This window comes from uncultured Maribacter sp. (assembly GCF_963974015.1).
Lineage (GTDB): Bacteria > Bacteroidota > Bacteroidia > Flavobacteriales > Flavobacteriaceae > Maribacter.
Genome location: NZ_CAXBBZ010000029.1, coordinates 1 through 17185 on the forward strand (window position 1 = coordinate 1; position 17185 = coordinate 17185).

The 17185-nt window shown below is 34.6% G+C and carries 16 protein-coding genes; 6 read left to right on the top strand and 10 right to left on the bottom strand.

Annotation, left to right across the window (positions count from 1 at the left end):
• The 3 genes from AACZ41_RS17415 to murA all read left to right on the top strand — a co-directional run.
• Window positions 1-166: DUF493 family protein (locus tag AACZ41_RS17415; protein WP_339629891.1), on the top strand; the 166-nt coding region annotated here is incomplete at its 5' end.
• Between the two features lie 82 nt (window positions 167-248).
• Complete coding sequence (locus AACZ41_RS17420; RefSeq protein WP_091625920.1) at window positions 249-908, top strand: DUF4290 domain-containing protein; 660 nt, start codon at window positions 249-251, stop codon at window positions 906-908.
• A 16-nt stretch (window positions 909-924) separates the two neighbouring features.
• Entirely contained in the window at window positions 925-2232 is a 1308-nt protein-coding gene (gene murA, locus AACZ41_RS17425; RefSeq protein WP_339629877.1) for a UDP-N-acetylglucosamine 1-carboxyvinyltransferase, read from the top strand.
• Here murA and AACZ41_RS17430 read toward each other — a convergent pair.
• The 4 genes from AACZ41_RS17430 to AACZ41_RS17445 form a co-directional block, all read right to left on the bottom strand.
• Window positions 2219-2635 (bottom strand): hypothetical protein, encoded by a 417-nt coding sequence (locus AACZ41_RS17430; protein WP_339629878.1) that lies wholly within the window; start codon window positions 2633-2635, stop codon window positions 2219-2221. The two genes, murA and AACZ41_RS17430, sit on opposite strands and share 14 nt — an antisense overlap.
• Window positions 2636-3634, bottom strand: coding sequence for a pirin family protein (locus AACZ41_RS17435; RefSeq protein WP_339629879.1), 999 nt, complete (start codon window positions 3632-3634; stop codon window positions 2636-2638).
• Between the two features lie 30 nt (window positions 3635-3664).
• Window positions 3665-4108 (bottom strand): VOC family protein, encoded by a 444-nt coding sequence (locus AACZ41_RS17440; protein WP_339629880.1) that lies wholly within the window; start codon window positions 4106-4108, stop codon window positions 3665-3667.
• A gap of 85 nt (window positions 4109-4193) precedes the next feature.
• Window positions 4194-5621 (bottom strand): amidohydrolase, encoded by a 1428-nt coding sequence (locus AACZ41_RS17445; RefSeq protein WP_339629881.1) that lies wholly within the window; start codon window positions 5619-5621, stop codon window positions 4194-4196.
• Window positions 5622-5874: 253 nt separating this feature from the next.
• Between AACZ41_RS17445 and AACZ41_RS17450 the strand changes: the two genes are divergently transcribed.
• Window positions 5875-6924 carry a DUF6340 family protein gene (locus tag AACZ41_RS17450; RefSeq protein WP_339629882.1) on the top strand — a complete coding sequence of 350 codons (1050 nt, stop codon included), beginning with the start codon at window positions 5875-5877 and terminating at the stop codon, window positions 6922-6924.
• A 3-nt stretch (window positions 6925-6927) separates the two neighbouring features.
• On the opposite strand, the gene AACZ41_RS17455 is transcribed toward AACZ41_RS17450, so the two are convergent.
• From AACZ41_RS17455 to AACZ41_RS17465, 3 genes are read right to left on the bottom strand one after another with little or no spacing between them, the layout of a single operon-like run.
• Window positions 6928-8241, bottom strand: a complete 1314-nt coding sequence (locus AACZ41_RS17455; RefSeq protein ID WP_339629883.1) for a deoxyribodipyrimidine photo-lyase — start codon at window positions 8239-8241, stop codon at window positions 6928-6930.
• On the bottom strand, window positions 8242-8931 hold the full coding sequence (locus AACZ41_RS17460; protein ID WP_339629884.1) for an SDR family oxidoreductase: 690 nt from the start codon (window positions 8929-8931) through the stop codon (window positions 8242-8244).
• Window positions 8932-9429, bottom strand: coding sequence for an SRPBCC family protein (locus AACZ41_RS17465; RefSeq protein WP_339629885.1), 498 nt, complete (start codon window positions 9427-9429; stop codon window positions 8932-8934).
• A 174-nt stretch (window positions 9430-9603) separates the two neighbouring features.
• Here AACZ41_RS17465 and AACZ41_RS17470 point away from each other — a divergent pair, with 174 nt between their 5' ends.
• Together AACZ41_RS17470 and AACZ41_RS17475 are read left to right on the top strand one after the other, a co-directional pair.
• Complete coding sequence (locus AACZ41_RS17470; protein WP_339629886.1) at window positions 9604-10791, top strand: T9SS C-terminal target domain-containing protein; 1188 nt, start codon at window positions 9604-9606, stop codon at window positions 10789-10791.
• Between the two features lie 87 nt (window positions 10792-10878).
• A complete protein-coding gene (locus tag AACZ41_RS17475; RefSeq protein WP_339629887.1) occupies window positions 10879-11724 on the top strand; it encodes a DUF2911 domain-containing protein in 846 nt (281 codons plus the stop codon).
• A 72-nt stretch (window positions 11725-11796) separates the two neighbouring features.
• On the opposite strand, the gene galK is transcribed toward AACZ41_RS17475, so the two are convergent.
• The 3 genes from galK to AACZ41_RS17490 all read right to left on the bottom strand — a co-directional run.
• Entirely contained in the window at window positions 11797-12954 is a 1158-nt protein-coding gene (galK, locus tag AACZ41_RS17480; RefSeq protein ID WP_339629888.1) for a galactokinase, read from the bottom strand.
• Window positions 12955-12985: 31 nt separating this feature from the next.
• The gene (locus AACZ41_RS17485; protein ID WP_339629889.1) at window positions 12986-14719 is read right to left on the bottom strand and encodes a sodium:solute symporter; all 1734 of its coding nucleotides are present in this window, start codon (window positions 14717-14719) and stop codon (window positions 12986-12988) included.
• A gap of 111 nt (window positions 14720-14830) precedes the next feature.
• Window positions 14831-17185 (bottom strand): PIG-L family deacetylase (locus tag AACZ41_RS17490; protein WP_339629890.1); only part of this gene is annotated, 2355 nt, incomplete at its 5' end.

The following is a 17185-nucleotide window of genomic DNA, read 5'->3' on the forward strand; positions in this document are numbered from 1 at the left end:
TAAAATTCATAAAATATTCGATAATATAGGAGCTGTGATCAACTCAAAAAAATCGAAAAACGGAAAATATACTAGTGTTTCTATAACTGTAAATTTGAATAGCCCAGATGATGTTATCATAAAATATAAGGAAGTAGGTGAAATAGAAGGTGTAATCTCCTTGTAAAATAGCATTTCATCTATAATTTTATTAAATTGGCATCGTTATAAGAATACTTCTTCAAAAACATTAAGTTAAAAATTTCAATTTGCAATTAGTAGAAAACCTAGAATATAATACAGAACGTTCGCATTTAATTATACCAGAGTATGGACGTCATTTCCAAAAAATGGTAGATCACGCTGTATCTATCGAAGACCCGGTTGAACGTAATAAAGTGGCCCAGGCCATTATTAGTGTAATGGGTAATTTACAGCCCCACTTGCGTGATGTACCCGATTTTCAACATAAACTTTGGGATCAATTATTCATTATGTCCGATTTTAAATTAGATGTAGAATCGCCATTTCCAATAACCTCAAAAGAGATTTTAAGACAAAGACCTGAGCCGTTAGAATACCCTCAGAATTTTCCTAAATATCGATTTTATGGTAATAACATTAAGCGAATGGTTGATGTTGCAGTTGAATGGGAGAAAGGTGATAAGCGATCTGGTTTGGAGTATGCTATTGCCAATCACATGAAAAAATGTTATTTGAATTGGAATAAAGATGTGGTTGATGATAAGGCAATTTTCAAGCATTTATACGATTTAAGTGATGGTCGTATAGACTTAGCTGCTGAGGGTGAAAGTTTAACTGACAGTGGTCAGTTTCTTAAAAACCGTGTGGCCAAAACACCTCGATCTGCCAGTACTGGAAAGAAAAATCAAAGAAATAATAATAACCGCGGTAAGAAACGCTATTAAATTTCCACTTCTCTAGATGGGAACATTCAAAATTGAAGGAGGTCACCAATTATCTGGTGAAATAACGCCTCAAGGAGCAAAGAATGAAGCACTTCAAATACTTTGCGCCGTACTACTTACAGATGAAAAAGTAACTATCAACAATATTCCGGATATTGTTGATGTAAATAAACTCATATCTCTTTTAGAGGATTTAGGCGTAAAAATTCAAAAGAAAGGCAAAGGTTCCTATACTTTTAAGGCAGACGATGTTAATATGGATTATTTGCAGTCTGATCAATTTAAGGAAGACGGTAGAGGTCTTAGAGGATCTATAATGCTCGTTGGACCGTTATTGGCGCGCTTTGGTAAAGGTTATATACCTAAGCCTGGCGGTGATAAAATTGGAAGAAGACGTTTAGATACTCACTTCGAAGGTTTTATCAAACTTGGTGCTAAATTTCGTTATAATAAGGAAGAATATTTTTACGGTGTAGAAGCTGAAAAATTGATCGGGACTTATATGTTGCTCGATGAGGCTTCGGTAACCGGTACTGCCAATATAGTTATGGCAGCCGTTTTGGCTGAAGGTCAAACAACCATTTATAATGCCGCATGTGAGCCCTATTTACAGCAGTTATGTAAAATGCTAAATAGAATGGGGGCCAAGATTTCTGGCGTTGGTTCTAATCTATTGGTTATTGACGGAGTCGATAAATTAGGTGGAACTGAACATAGAATGCTACCTGATATGATTGAAATTGGTAGTTGGATCGGGTTAGCCGCCATGACCAAAAGTGAACTGACTATTAAAGATGTTAGTTGGGACGATTTAGGCCAAATACCTACCGTATATAGAAAATTAGGTATAACGGTAGAACGAAGGGGAGAGGATATTTTTATTCCTATACATAAAGATGGATACGAAATTCAAAATTATATAGATGGATCTATTTTAACCATCGCCGATGCACCTTGGCCAGGATTAACACCAGATATATTAAGTATTATGTTGGTGGTTGCGACACAGGCAAGAGGTGAAGTACTTATTCATCAAAAAATGTTCGAAAGTCGATTGTTTTTCGTGGATAAATTATTGGATATGGGTGCTAAGGTGATACTTTGTGATCCACATAGGGCAACAGTAATCGGTCATGATTTCAAATCTACTCTCAAGGCAACTACTATGACTTCGCCAGATATAAGAGCAGGTGTTTCCTTACTAATCGCTGCATTATCGGCAAAAGGAACTTCAACTATTCATAACATCGAGCAAATTGATCGTGGTTATGAAAATATAGATGAAAGATTACGTGCTATTGGTGCTAAAATTACAAGGTCTTAAATTTAAAGTAGCACGTTACTATAAAAATTAAACTCCATAATACGGTTCGTAGCCAATTATGGAGTTTTAGTTTTTTTATAGATGATTCTACTTCTTTCCTTTTTGATAAATTGGCGTGTAAGGGCACGAATATAAAAAATGTGGATAGCCATACACCAATTACCAATGAACTACTCGTAATGGTATAAAAATCAAGGTTATTATAAACTTGTATACTACTTGTTATCAATTGTCCGAACATTAACGGAATTACGATAACAGCGATTCTTTTGGTGTAGGTTTCGTGCCATTTAAAAAGGTCTTCATGTTTATAAAAAGAAAAACCGGGATATATGATTAGCTGTACAATCCATATAAGAATTAATAAACCACTATCGCATATTAAACGGATTGTTTCGAGCATTTACTTTTCTACTATTGTTCCGTCAGGATATTTAGCAAATCTACCACGGTTTGTTTCATGAACGTTATCAGGATATCTCCATGGCCAGCCTCCGAATTGTGTTAGTCTAAATTCATCCATTGAATTTTGTAACTCTTCATCGGAATTCATGACAAATGGTCCATACTTGGCAACTGGTTCCTTTATTGGTTTACCCTGTAGAATTAATACCTTAGCGTCTTTGTTGCCAGCGTTTAGCTTTATCTCTTTAGATGCTTCTACTTCTATTCCATGATTTAGCTGAATGCTTTCCCCTGATATTTCGATGGTACTACCTTCGTAAAAGTAAATCGTTCGAATTGTGTCTTTTTCCGCTTTTGGCAAGGTTATAGACCCATCCGCATGTATATGAATAAGCCAAACGGCTACTTCATTTTCGTTTTTTGACGCCCAAGAATCTGGTGCTGGATTTGGAGCACTGTGGTTATTAAAATTACCGGCAATAATTTTTACGATACTCTCTTCTAATTCTAATACAGGAATATCTTCGTGCCAAAGCATTTTAAAATGTGGATCAACAAACTTACTTTTTTTAGGCAAGTTTAACCAAATCTGAAAAAGTTCTAAGGTGTTTTCCTTATCTGTATGTAGTAATGGAAACATTTCAGAATGTTGAACACCACTACCAGCAGTCATCCATTGAACATCTCCTTCACCAAAACGGCCAGCGGCACCTAGAGAATCTGAGTGGTCACAGAAACCTTTATTTGCAATGGTTATGGTTTCAAAACCACGATGTGGATGTGCAGGAAAACCAGGAATAGTTGTTCCATGATACATTCGCCAGCCATCTTTTAATGTAAAATCATTTCCGAGATTTCTACCTTGTAAAGAATCAATAGGACCAAGTTCTCCGTTACCTTTTGGGTAGTGGTCTAAATGATACACACAAAACAGAAATGGATCTTGGGTTTGCCAAGGGAAATCTAACTTGAATATTTTTTTAATTTCATCTTTCATTATGTACTGAAATTTAAAATGTGCAGATGATTAATGTACCGCATTATTAATTTCTACCCAATTATTCTCTGGGTCTTTAAGGTAGATCTGACGAACACCATCGGCCCTTAAGGTAACAGCATTTTCTTTGCCTGGCCAATCCCAATATGTTACATTATTCTCTTCAAGATAAGTGATTAACTCATCTAATTTTTGAGTTGCTAAACATAGATGAACACTTTTACTGTGCTCCATAGCAACACTATCTTTGCCGATCAAATGTAATTGTGAATTGCCTTGAATTATAAACCATTTAAACCCTGATGGTGCAGATGGATGTGGAATTTCCTTTAGATTCAATACATTTTTATAAAAAGCACCTACCTTATCTAAATCTTTTACGATAAATGAATAATGGTCATATTGAAAATCAAAGGACTGTGCAGATACGAATGAACCTGAAATAAAAATAAGAAGTAGTACTATTTTTTTCATTTTAAAAGTGTGATTTTTTGAACATTGAAGTTACTCAAAAATGAAAGAAGCTATCGATCAAGATAGCTTCTTTTTATTAACTTTATTATTTATCATTTAATGGTGGTGGACCATCGATCATTGGCTCATAAACTTCGTCACCTTTGCGTGTTTTAAATTCCTCTTTTACTTTAGTGACTAATTTCGGATTTTGGAAAAGATCTAACATTGTCATGGCCATTGCTTTCGATGCATGGATCATTCCTTTATGACCAATGGACATACCACCACAAGCAACAACAGCCCATGAATGCCAAGGGGTTCCTGTTGGCGCAACAGAAACGCCTAAATTAATATTTGGCACATTCCAACTTACATCACCCACATCGGTAGAACCACCACCAGGGTTTTCTTCAGTTTCCTTTAGCGGGTGTACAGTACCATCCATACCAACTTCAGGTTTACCTGTGGCTTTTTGTATCGCTCTGCCAAATACTGTTTCTTCTTCAGTGTATGTAATTGGACCTAAGAGTTCTAGGTTATTCTGCATTATTTCTCCACCAGAACGGTTTACCAAAGTTTCATAGATTCCTGAAACCAATGATATTTTATAATCTACATTGGCCATAATGGCGGCACCCTCTGCCATAGCTTTTACTCGTTCGTATGTCGGTAACATTTTTGATCTCTTTGGGTCTCTTACTCGCACCCAAAGTTTAGCATAATCTGGCACCACATTTACAACTTGACCACCATCTTGTATGTGGTAATGAATACGAGAAGTTGGTAAAATGTGTTCTCTGTAATAATTTATTCCTGTCGTGTATAACTCTAATGCATCTGAAGCGCTACGCCCATTCCATGGATCCATAGAGGCATGTGCAGACTGGCCATAAAATTCAACGATAAAATCAATTAAAGATAATCCGCTTTGAACATCTGCCTCAATACCAGCAGATGGATGCCAACTTACATTTACATCTACATCATCCCACAATCCTGCTTTTACCATCCATACTTTTGCAAAGTATTTTTCTTCTGCCGGTGTTCCTAAGAATTTTACAGTACCGGTAATCTTTCCAGCATCCATTAATTCTTTAATGGCAATTGCTGAACCAAGACTTGCAGTACCGAACATATTATGGCCACAACCATGACCAGCTGCACCTTCTTTAAATGGTTCTTTTACGGGCGAAGTTTTTTGAGAAATTCCAGGTAATGCATCAAATTCACCAAGAATACTAATCACAGGACTTCCAGAGCCATAAGTAGCCGTGAAAGCTGTTGGTATATCTGCAACTCCTCTAGTAACGGTCAATCCGTTCTTTTCCGCATAATCAGCTAAAATTCGAGAAGACTCCGTTTCGTTGAAGGCAGTTTCGGCCAATGCCCAAATAGAATCACTGATTTTTATAAGTTCTTCTTTATGCTTTTCAATAGAAGAAAGTAATAAATTTTTGTCCTTGCTCATTTTCTGAGAAAAAACTGAAGCACTCATGCTCAAACAGAGCATTATTAGAAATATTTTTTTCATTTTAGGTAATGTTGGTTATTAATTTCCTCCAATTCAATATGGAAGTAGAGGATTTTAGATTTATCAAAGTAAATATACCAATTTACACTGTTTATTTGAAGTTAGAGGTTTGCACAAATGCTTGTGTTATCAACAGCTGAAGAATATAAGAAATATAAAGTAATGATTTAGCTATAGGTTGAATGAAAACTTACCAATTATATAATTTTAGATCTCATTTTTCGTTTATAATCAAATCATTATGTTATAAATCATGAAAAACCTAATTTTTAAACTGCTCTTAATTTTCACATCTTTTTCAATTATAGCCTGTAGTTCAACAAATAGGCTGACAATGGGCATAACCCAACCGGCTCAGGTTGCAATAACATCAGATGTTGCCAGCATTGGTATTATAAATAGGAGTACGGCATCTGAAAAAAATAAAATAGTCGATAAGATAGATAAGATTTTATCTTTGGAAGGACTTAATTTGGATAAGGAAGGAGCACAAAATGCAATTCTAGGACTTAGTTATGGGTTAGAACATGGAAACCGTTTTGAGACAGTAAAAATTATAGAAGGTCAAAAAGATTTTGAAAAAGGTTTAGGTGTTTTTCCTTCAGCGCTTTCTTGGGAAATTATAGATCAAATTTGTAATGAAAATGGGGTTGATGTTTTGTTTTCTCTTGAATTTTATGATACAGATACCGCAGTAGATTATGAAATGACTATGGTAAGGGTGCCAAACAATTTAGGAATAGTTGCAGAAGTACCTGGACATAGAATCAAATTAAATACCGTTATAAAAAATGGATGGCGTGTATATGATCCTGCTAGTAGAATTATTGTTGATGAATATATTTCAAATGATCAAGTCTATTCTAAAGGTGAGGGAATAAATCCTGTAAAGGCTTTTGAGGCCGTAATGGGTCGAAAAGAGGCTGTTTTGGATGTAAGTACTATTTTGGGTTCTAACTATGCTGCTTTTACTAAACCTGAACGTATTCGTATCGCAAGAGATTACTTCGTTAGGGGAAGCAATAATTTTAAAATCGCCAAAAGACGTGCACTCACAGGAAATTGGGATGGTGCTGCTGAATTATGGAATGCAGAATTGAATAATTCTAATAGAAAAGTAGCAGGTAGAGCTTATTACAATATGGCCATTAGCAATGAAATTAATGGAAATCTCAATAAAGCGATTGAATTTGCATCAAAAGCCTATGCCGATTATGGAAATAAGGAAGGATTGCGTTATGTGAATTTGCTTAAAAGAAGGGTGGTGAACCAACAAGAACTAGAAAGGCAGTTGGCAAAATAAAGATTAATTTAAAGCCTGTTTGTAGGTTTCTAAACATCTTTCCCTGGCCATTTTATGGTCTACCATTTTTTCTGGATATTCATCGGTATTATATTCTGGTATCCATTTTTTAATGTATTCCTTATTCTTATCAAATTTATCGACTTGGGTAATCGGGTTGAAAATTCTAAAATAAGGAGCCGCGTCAACACCACTACCAGCAGCCCATTGCCAATTCCCTACATTTGAGCTCATCTCGTAATCCAAAAGTTTTTCGGCAAAATAAGCTTCTCCCCACCGCCAGTCAATTAACAAATGTTTGCAAAGAAAACTTGCTACCAACATACGCACTCTATTATGCATGTATCCTGTAGCATTCATTTCTCGCATTCCTGCATCTACCAATAAATAGCCTGTTTGCCCATTTTTCCATTTTTCAAACTCTGCCTCATTATTTCTCCAATCAATACGGTCATATTTAGCTCTAAAAGCATGATCTACGGTATGGGGAAAATGCCATAAAATTGACATAAAGAATTCCCTCCAAATTAACTCGCTCCAGAATACTTCGTTTTCTTCTGCAATAGCCTTTTTCATCATTTTTCGGACAGAAACAGTACCGAAACGTAAATGGGGACCTAAGCGAGAAGTTCCATTTTTTATTGCAGGATAATTACGGGTGTCCTCATAATTGTCTATTAGGGTTGGTGTTACATCATATTCAGGTACTTCAATATCAGATTTAGTAAAACCAAGGTCGCTTAAAGACAAGTTCGGAAGGCGAGTATTTTTAATTAAATTCGGTAGATATTGACTTGTATAATGAATCTTTAAATCATTGTCAGCATCAAAATTCTCTTTCCATTTATTTTTATATGGAGTATAGACAACATAAGGATCTCCATCACCTTTAACGATATCCGATTTTTCAAAAATCACTTGGTCTTTGAACGTTTTAAATATAATATTACTTTCAAGAGAAAATGATGCTATTTGCGTATCTCTTTCTTTTGCATAAGGTTCATAATCTCTATTCGTAAATATATTTTTTACCGAATAATCTTCAGTAATACTTTTTAAGATATCAAATGGTTTGCCATAGTACATCGCTAAAGAACTATCGTTTTCCTCTTGTAGTTTTTTGCGTATTGCCTGTAACGTGTTATAAAGAAAAGTTACACGAGCGTCATCTTTTGGTAGTTTAGATAATATTTCTTTATCAAAAATAAAAATAGGAAGTACTGGAAAGCCACTTTTTAATGCTTCTAAAAACCCTACATTATCATCTAACCTAAGATCTCTTCTAAACCAGAAAATCGATACCTCTTTTTTTGACATTTAGTTTATGTTTAATGTAGAAAGACCTCCATCGACGCCGATAATCTGTCCTGTGATCCATGTACTTTTATCACTCAATAAAAATACTGCACTATTTGCTATATCTTCTGAATTACCTACCCTTTTTAACGGATGGCGTTCACTCATCATTTCTCTTTTCTTATCATTGTTTAATAATCTCTTGGCTAAAGGAGTATCAACCAGTGAAGGAGCAATTACGTTAACTCTTATTTTTGGTGCATATTCGGCTGCCATAGACTTTGCAAAACCTTCAATGGCACCCTTTGCTGCAGCTACACTTGTATGAAATGGCATGCCTGTACCGACAGCAATGGTACTGAAGAATACCATACTGGAGCCTTCGTTCATTTTAGATATTATGGCTTTCACCACTTTTACCAATGAAAAGAAATTGAGTTCCATATCTTCTTTAAAAGTCTCCAATCCCATCATTTTAAATGGTTTTAGATTAATACTGCCAGGGCAATAAACAAATCCATCTATCTTTTCTGGAAGTTTAGTTACATCTAATTCGTCTTTGGTTGCATCAAATTCAATGTGTACAACGTTAGTATGGCACAATGCCTCATCTGTACGAGAAGCAACATATATCTTATGTGTTTCTTGAAGTTCTTTTACGATAGAAAGACCAATACCTTGTGATCCGCCAATTAGAAGTATGATTTTCATTTAAATTGATTTTAAGGTTAGTTCATTTGGAACATTTTTTATAATCCCAAAAATTTCGATAAGCTTTTGTTCGCGATGTTTAAAAATTTCGATTAGCTGTTTTTTTACAATTAGTGGATGTGCTAATTGCCCTAAAATGCCAAAAGGAATTTTATAATCAATAATGTCTTCCATTTCTATGCCTCCATCAATTTCTTTAATAAAGTGTTTATGATGCCAAAGAGCGTAAGGGCCGAAGCGTTGCTCGTCTACAAAGTAATTGCCTTCATTAACATGTGTGATTTCAGTTACCCATTTCGTGGTATAACCCGAAAAAGGTGAAACCTTATATTGTATAATTTGTCCTGGAAACATGGGTCTATCTGTTCCAGATAAAATATGAAACCCCATATGTTCAGGTGTTATTACTTTTAAATTCGCAGGATTAGATAAAAAATCCCAAGCTTCTTTCTTAGATATGGGTAAGGCTTGTTTGGAATGTAATTGATATAGTTTCATATTTAAAATTTAAACAAATATAGAACCATATGTTGTTTAACAAAAAATAAAAATAGTTAAACAATAATTAAAATAATCTTTCTATGATTGTTTATTAATAGACTTTAACGAATAAAATAAATTTAGGTCGCATATGTACACGTATCTATCTTTTTTGTAGTTTATTTGGCTGTTATGAAAAATTATATTCAAAAGCTAAGTTTTGCTATGCTGTTCTTTTTAACGGTGGTTGGTGTGCAGGCACAAGAAAATCTGCAAACCCGTGGGCAGCTGTCTGATGAAGTCTTTGAAACTTCGGGATTGATATATTTTAACGAGAGTCTAATTACGCATAATGATTCAGGTAATGAACCAATATTATATGAGTTAGATACCTTAAACTTATCTATTAAAAGAAGGGTTAGCATTTCTAATGTCAATAATATAGATTGGGAAGCAATTACACAAGATGACGAATTTATATATATAGGTGATTTTGGTAATAATCTTGGTACGCGTGTCGATTTAGCTATTCATCGAATTTCTAAGGAAGATTTCACCTTTTCTGATACCGTAGAAGCTACTACAATTAACTTTTCTTATGAAGACCAAGAAGACTTTGCCAATACGGGCAGTAGTGATTGGGATGCTGAAGCATTTTTTATAGTAAATAATCAGTTTGTCGTTTTAACCAAACAATGGAAATCTTTTGGTTCTGTTGCATATACACTTCCAATAACGCCGGGAGTACATGTGGCAAACAGAGTAGGAGCCATTGCAGATGTTGGGCTTGTTACTGATGTAACTTATGATGATGAAACCAATAGGTTGGTGCTTATTGGGTATTCATCTATTTTGAGTCCTTTTATTGGTATTGTCAATGATTTAAATTTAGAATCTCCTTTTGCCGGATATACACCACAAAATCTAGGTTTAAATTTTGTTCAAGCTGAAGGAATAACCCAAATCAATTCAACCAATTACTTTTTTACTTCCGAGTATTATTCTCGACAAAGTCCAACAATTGAATCAACTTCTAGATTATTTTCTTTTCAGATTTTGGTAGATGTTCCTGAAATTCCTGAAGTACCTGAGGAACCTGAAAACCCAGAGACACCAGTAGAACCTGAGAATCCAAAAGAAAATGACGAGTTGGTTATTTTTAAGGATAACTCTACAAACCAATATCATTATTCTCTTTCAACTAATAAGGAGATTTTCGGTCAAATTATTTATGATGTTTCGGGTAGACAGGTTTGGCAAAATTCTGGAAATATTGAAAAGAAAGGAACCATATCTCAACATTTAGAATCATCAATCTATTATTTGACCTTATATCTTGAGGATGGAATAATAGCTAAACCTTTCGCTGTATATCAATAGTAAGACCTTTAGGTATTTAGGAATTTATTAACATTTCTCCAGTTTGTTTATAATTAATTTTGCTATTATAAACTAATCAATAAAATTATGAATAAAGTAGTACTTTTTTTAATGGCAATTGTTGCTTCATTAACTGTTGAAGCGCAAATAAATACACCTGCCCCAAGTCCATCAGCTAAATTGATGCAAACGGTAGGTTTGACTGAAGTTATGGTTGATTACTCTCGCCCGAATATGAGAGGAAGAGAAGTATATGGTAATCTTGTTCCTTTTGATAAACTATGGCGTACCGGTGCTAATGCCTATACTAAAATCACTTTTGATACCGACGTAACAATTGGTGGTAAAGAAGTGAAAGCTGGTACTTATTCTATTTTCACAAAGCCAAGTGCTTCTACTTGGGAAGTGTTCTTTTATACTGATATCGTAGGGGGTGGTACACCAAGTAAATGGGAAGAGGGTAAAGTAGTTGCACAGTTAACTGTTCCTGTTCAAAAATTGGATATGCCAGTAGAAACTTTTACTATTACCATTGATGATGTTATGAGTAATGGAGCTAATATTGGAATTATTTGGGCGAATACATACGTAGCTGTGCCATTTACTGTTCCTACTGATGCTACTGTTATGAAAAGTATCGATAAAGCGTTGAATGGACCAACTGCAGATGATTATTATGCTGCAGCAGTTTACTACTCAAGCGAAGGTAAAGATATAAACAAGGCAAAAGAATGGATGAATAAAGCAATGTCAATGACTGAAAAACCAGCATTTTGGCAGCTTAGACAACAATCTTTAATTTTAGCAAAAGCAGGTGATAAAAAAGGAGCGATTGAAGCTGCTAAGAAATCGTTAGCAGGAGCTACTGAAGCTGGTAATGATGACTACATCAAAATGAACAATGATTCCTTGAAAGAGTGGGGTTCTAAATAGTAAACCCTTTTAAAGATTTAAAAAAGTCCGTGTATAGATACACGGACTTTTTATTTTTTAAACATTTATATTTTAACAGTATACCTTTACGCCATCATCAATGGCTAAATGGTAATATTCGGCATCTATACTTGTTTGACTCTTATAAGCTTCAAGCAAAGAAGAAATGCTTGATTCTAATTTAGATGTCTGAATAAGGTTAATGGTGCAGCCTCCAAAACCGCCACCCATCATTCTTGAACCAAGAACACCTTCTAAATGTTCACCAATCTTCACAAGGGCATCTAATTCTGATGTTGTTATTTCATATTGGGTAGACATCGCCCAATGCCCTTCTTTTAAAATATTTCCTACTTCCTGTGCGTCTCCTTCTGTTAAGGCTTTCATCATTCGACGAACGCGCTCATTTTCTTCAATAATATATTTTGCCCTCTTCTTGTCAATGGCATCAACTTTATTGGAAATATCATTTAAGTCTTCTAAAGTAACATCCCGTAGCGAACTAACATCAGGATTCTTGAGTTTCACTTGCTTAACTATATTCTCGCAAGAAATGCGTCTTTTATTATATTCTGAATCGACGGCAAGGTTGTGCTTAATGTTAGAATTGACCAATACCCAACTATAGCCATTTAAATTAATAGGTATATAGCTATGGGTTAGGTCTTTGCAGTCTAAGAAAAATGCATTTCCTTTTTTTCCGAAGAGAACTGCATATTGATCCATTAAACCACAATTCAGTCCTATTTTATGTTCTGCTTTTTGAGCAATTAGAGCAATTTCTTCTCTTGAAAGCTCCTTTCCTGAAATTTTGGTTATAGCATAAATAAAACCACAACAAAGTGCAGCAGATGATGAAAGTCCAGATCCTATAGGAATGTCACCACCAAAAACACAATCCATCCCTTTTAAAGGGTAATTTTCAGAATTAAGTATTTCTATGATTGCTTTAAAATAATTCCCCCAAAAAGATTTGAATTTTTTATGGGTGCCATTTAGGGCAAACTCAATTTTTTCAGGCTGGGATAAAAAAGCTTCAATTTTAATTACTTCTATATTATTGGCCGAAACCGCAAAGTAAATACCTTTTTCTATTGAGGCAGGTAACACTAAACCTTCATTATAATCGGTATGTTCACCTATTAGGTTAATTCGCCCTGGAGCTTTTATAATAAGCGGATTTCCGTTATAATTTTCTTTAAAAAAAGATATAATAGTTTTATCTACCATTTACGGGGTTATGTAAAATATATGGGGTTTGTTAAATTGAAGGAAGTGGTTTTTTTAACATTCTATCAAACGCTTCAAACACAAATGAAATAAGTATTACAATAGCGGCACCGAAAAAGTTAAGCCATAAATAACCTAATTTTTCCTGACCCGAAGGATATATGTGTATTAAGTAATAATAAATGATGCAGATTATGATTTGTGTTACTATGGCAGCAAAAAATACGGCGTTTCCCTTAATAAATTTGATAAAGAAGGCAATAAGAAAGATACCTAAAACATTACCATAAAAGATACTACCTATTATATTAACTAATTGAATTAAATTATCAAAAAGATTGGCAACACTAGCTATGGAAATTGCCACTATACCCCATAATAGCGTAAAGTATTTTGATGCTTTAACATAATGTGCTTCAGTAAAATTACGTGTCTTATTACGCTTATATAAATCTAAAGCTGTAACGGTGCCCAGTGCATTTAGTTCAGACGCTGTGGAAGACATGGCAGCAGAAAGTATTACAGCTAATAATAACCCCACCAAACCGGTTGGTAAATTATTTAGTATAAAATGGATGAAAACATAATCCTTGTCATTTGTTTCTACCACATCATTTGCTTGGCTTATCAGTGATTTAGCAGCTATACGATTGGTGCTATCTTTTTGATTGATACGGATAATTTGATTTTTGGCTTCTTCAACTGCAGTATATTCTTTTATCTCCAAAGCCGATGAAAATTTATTCTGTGCGATTCTTTTCTCGGCCTCCAATGCAATTTGACCTTCTTGTAAAATTTTATAGTCATTGGCATATGGTGAATTCATGACTGCTTGGGTGGCAGATGGATTAAAGTTCAATGGGGATGGATTATATTGATAGAAAACAAAAACCATTACCCCTACCAACAGGATAAAAAACTGCATAGGTATTTTAAAAATCGCATTAAAAACTAGTCCTAATTGACTCTCTCTTACTGATTTACCCGTTAAATAACGCTGTACCTGACTTTGGTCCGTACCAAAGTATGCTAGAAATAAAAACAGCCCACCTGTAATACCACTCCAGAATGTATACCGGCTAGAAGTATCTAAATCGAAATTCAAAATTTCAAGTTTATTACTGGCACCAGCGATTTTCATCGCTTTACCGAAAGTAATGTCTGATGGTAGATAACCTAAAATGAAAAAGAAGGTGATGAACATACCGGTCATAATGATGAACATTTGCTGCTTTTGAGTAACGCTTACAGCTTTTGTTCCTCCTGAAACAGTGTAAATGATTACTAGGGTTCCTATAATAACATTTAGGGTACGCAAATCCCAACCCAATACGGCAGAGAGAATTATAGAAGGAGCGAAAATGGTAATACCGGCGGCGAGACCTCTTTGAATTAAAAATAAAACCGCAGTTAAGGATCTAGTTTTAAGATCAAATCTTTTCTCAAGAAATTCATATGCCGTGTAAACCTTCATTTTATGGTACAACGGAATGAATACCAAGCATATAATAATCATGGCAAAAGGAAGGCCAAAGTAAAATTGTACAAAGCCCATTCCGTCATGAAATGCTTGACCTGGTGTCGATAAAAAAGTAATTGCACTTGCTTGTGTGGCCATTACGGACAAACCAATGGTCCACCATTTAGAGTCGTTGCCACCACGTACGTAATCGTCGACGTTTTTGCTTCCTTTAGTTTTCCAAACTCCGTATATAACGATAAAGAGCAAGGTGCTGGCCAAAATAATCCAATCTAATTCTTTCATATTAGTTGAATGAAGTCATAATGTAATAGAAAATAAGGATATATATTAAATTGAGCACCAGAAGTATGGTGTACTCTTTTTTCCAAGTTGCATTTTCGTCTCGTTCTGTTTTCATCCCTTTATATTCTCTTTAACCTCCACTTTATCCTTGCCTACAGAAAGCATATTTGAGAATAATTTATAAGCTCCAGGTACACCAACTGGCAGTTCCCTAAAAAAACTAAGTCCGGTATAAATATAGTTTCCCTTTCCGTAAGCGGCAATTAATAAGCTTCCTTTTGTTATTTCTTCGTCTTTATCATGCATACTTAAAATAGGTGTGAATTCTGAACTCCATTTATTTGGGAAATATAATCCTCTTTCTTGAACCCATCCTTTAAAATCATCTTGATTGATTTTATTAGGGAAATTTACTAACGAATTTTCTTTTGCAATTATTTCGACATCAGAATTTTCATTTGTAACACGATCTCTAGAGATTTCTAGTTCATACGGAGCTATATTTTCAAATTGACTACCCCATCTACTTGCTGTATTATATTGCACAATAACGGTACCACCATTTTTAGCATAATCTAGTATAAAACGTTGTTTGAATTTTAATTCGTCAACGACGTTATAGGCCCGTATACCTAATACTACAGCATCATATTTTGCTAATGATTCTGTAGTAATTGTAGTTGGGTCAATTATCTGAACATTATAGCCAATTTGTTCTAAACTAGTAGGTACTTCGTCGCCGGCACCCATAATATAACCTATATTATCGCCTGCCTTCTGTATGTTCAAGCGAACTACTTTTGCTTCCGAAGGTAAAAGTACTGTTTGGGTAGGTACATGGTCATAATCAATAGTTACTAACTCCTTTGTCATCTCTTTACCATTTAATTTTATGATAGGGGAGATAGTGCTTTCATTTTCTAAGGAGGGTGGACTCAAATTAAAATAAACTGTTTTTTCATCTCCTTTTTTTGCAATGAAAAAAGATTGGGATTTTTTATCTATTTGCCAATCTGCCCCATACTTTAATTCAATAGTACCAGAGATGCTGTCATGGTGTGCTTTAACGATAACAGGAATTCTTTTTGAAGACGCGTCAGCGAAAATTAAAACCTTATCAGCAAAACTAGCTGTAGCCTCGGGTATTATTTCAAAAGGCTGATATATTTCTCCTTTTTCTGGTTTAGCATATTTATATATAACCGCTTTGGTTATAGGAATAATAATACCGTTAAAATCTAGATTAAATGTTGTTATGAAAGCTCTTGGTGTTTCTGGTTTACCTATTAAGTCACTATTGTTTACGGTATAAGTACCGAGTGTACCTTTTTCCATTAACCAATAGGGGCTCGTGAATTCTGTAGATGTTGGTATTTTTAGAATTACTTTTTCTTTAAAAGGCTCATTATTCTTTAAAATAACATCATTAACAGCCATGTTTTGATTATTAATGAAAACAGAATTAATTTTTGCATTAACAGTACTGCGATTTAAAGATTGCAATTGTACATTAACGGTTTCACCTGGGTTTGCATATGGTGTTTCTGTAAAAGCTTCTAAGTATAATCCAGAAATAGCTGTTATTATATTCTTTAATTCATTGGTTTTAAGCTCCTTCCAATGTTTGTCAGTGGTTTTCTGAAGTAATTGGTAAGATTTTAATAAGGCAGGTAAATGAGTCGTTGGGTTTTTAAAATTGAAATTATTTTGAATGCCATATAGAATTTCGCCAATGGCTTTACCGCCTTCAATTCTGGACCAGCTAGTGTCTATGCCATCGAAAATATTGTTTTTATCCTCTGGTAAATCACCTTTTAATAATTCTATATATTCATTTTCAGAGCCTCTTGAAGTTATTCTTCCAAAACCTTGACATAAATGTTGGCTACTTGCTATTGAAGCTATTTCGTTATTCGACATACCCAACATAGGATAATAAACACCAACATCCATATTTAGCATTTTAGATTTGTCGGCCTTCTCAAAATTCTCTTCACTACCATAAAACCACCACGAAGTATTGAAAAACAAACGTTTTGGTCGCCAAGTACTTGTAGTCTTTAATTGATTGGGATATGCACTTGAATCATTTGCAAGGTCAAAGGCTTCAAAGCTTAACATAGCTGAAGAAGTATGATGACCATGAGTGCTACCTGGTGTTCTATGGTCAAACCTATTGATGATAACATCGGGTTTGAATTTTCGAATTGCTTTTACCACATCTCCTAAAATTGCTTCTTTATTCCATATTTCGAGAGTTTCACTAGGTTGTTTAGAATATCCAAAATCATTTGCACGGGTAAAGAATTGTTCACCGCCGTCTACACGTCTTGCTGCAAGCAATTCTTGCGTTCGTAATACACCTAATAGTTCACGTAATTCAGACCCGATTAAATTTTGACCTCCATCACCTCTTGTTAACGAAAGATATCCTGTTCTTGCCTTGTTATTATTTGATAAAAAGGA

Excerpts from the sequence above, each read along its gene's own strand:
- murA (WP_339629877.1), top strand. The coding sequence starts at position 925 with ATGGGAACATTCAAAATTGAAGGAGGTCACCAATTATCTGGTGAAATA.
- AACZ41_RS17430 (WP_339629878.1), bottom strand. The coding sequence starts at position 2,635 with ATGCTCGAAACAATCCGTTTAATATGCGATAGTGGTTTATTAATTCTT.
- AACZ41_RS17435 (WP_339629879.1), bottom strand. The coding sequence starts at position 3,634 with ATGAAAGATGAAATTAAAAAAATATTCAAGTTAGATTTCCCTTGGCAA.
- AACZ41_RS17440 (WP_339629880.1), bottom strand. The coding sequence starts at position 4,108 with ATGAAAAAAATAGTACTACTTCTTATTTTTATTTCAGGTTCATTCGTA.
- AACZ41_RS17445 (WP_339629881.1), bottom strand. The coding sequence starts at position 5,621 with ATGAAAAAAATATTTCTAATAATGCTCTGTTTGAGCATGAGTGCTTCA.
- AACZ41_RS17450 (WP_339629882.1), top strand. The coding sequence starts at position 5,875 with ATGAAAAACCTAATTTTTAAACTGCTCTTAATTTTCACATCTTTTTCA.
- AACZ41_RS17455 (WP_339629883.1), bottom strand. The coding sequence starts at position 8,241 with ATGTCAAAAAAAGAGGTATCGATTTTCTGGTTTAGAAGAGATCTTAGG.
- AACZ41_RS17460 (WP_339629884.1), bottom strand. The coding sequence starts at position 8,931 with ATGAAAATCATACTTCTAATTGGCGGATCACAAGGTATTGGTCTTTCT.
- AACZ41_RS17465 (WP_339629885.1), bottom strand. The coding sequence starts at position 9,429 with ATGAAACTATATCAATTACATTCCAAACAAGCCTTACCCATATCTAAG.
- AACZ41_RS17470 (WP_339629886.1), top strand. The coding sequence starts at position 9,604 with ATGAAAAATTATATTCAAAAGCTAAGTTTTGCTATGCTGTTCTTTTTA.
- AACZ41_RS17475 (WP_339629887.1), top strand. The coding sequence starts at position 10,879 with ATGAATAAAGTAGTACTTTTTTTAATGGCAATTGTTGCTTCATTAACT.
- galK (WP_339629888.1), bottom strand. The coding sequence starts at position 12,954 with ATGGTAGATAAAACTATTATATCTTTTTTTAAAGAAAATTATAACGGA.
- AACZ41_RS17485 (WP_339629889.1), bottom strand. The coding sequence starts at position 14,719 with ATGAAAGAATTAGATTGGATTATTTTGGCCAGCACCTTGCTCTTTATC.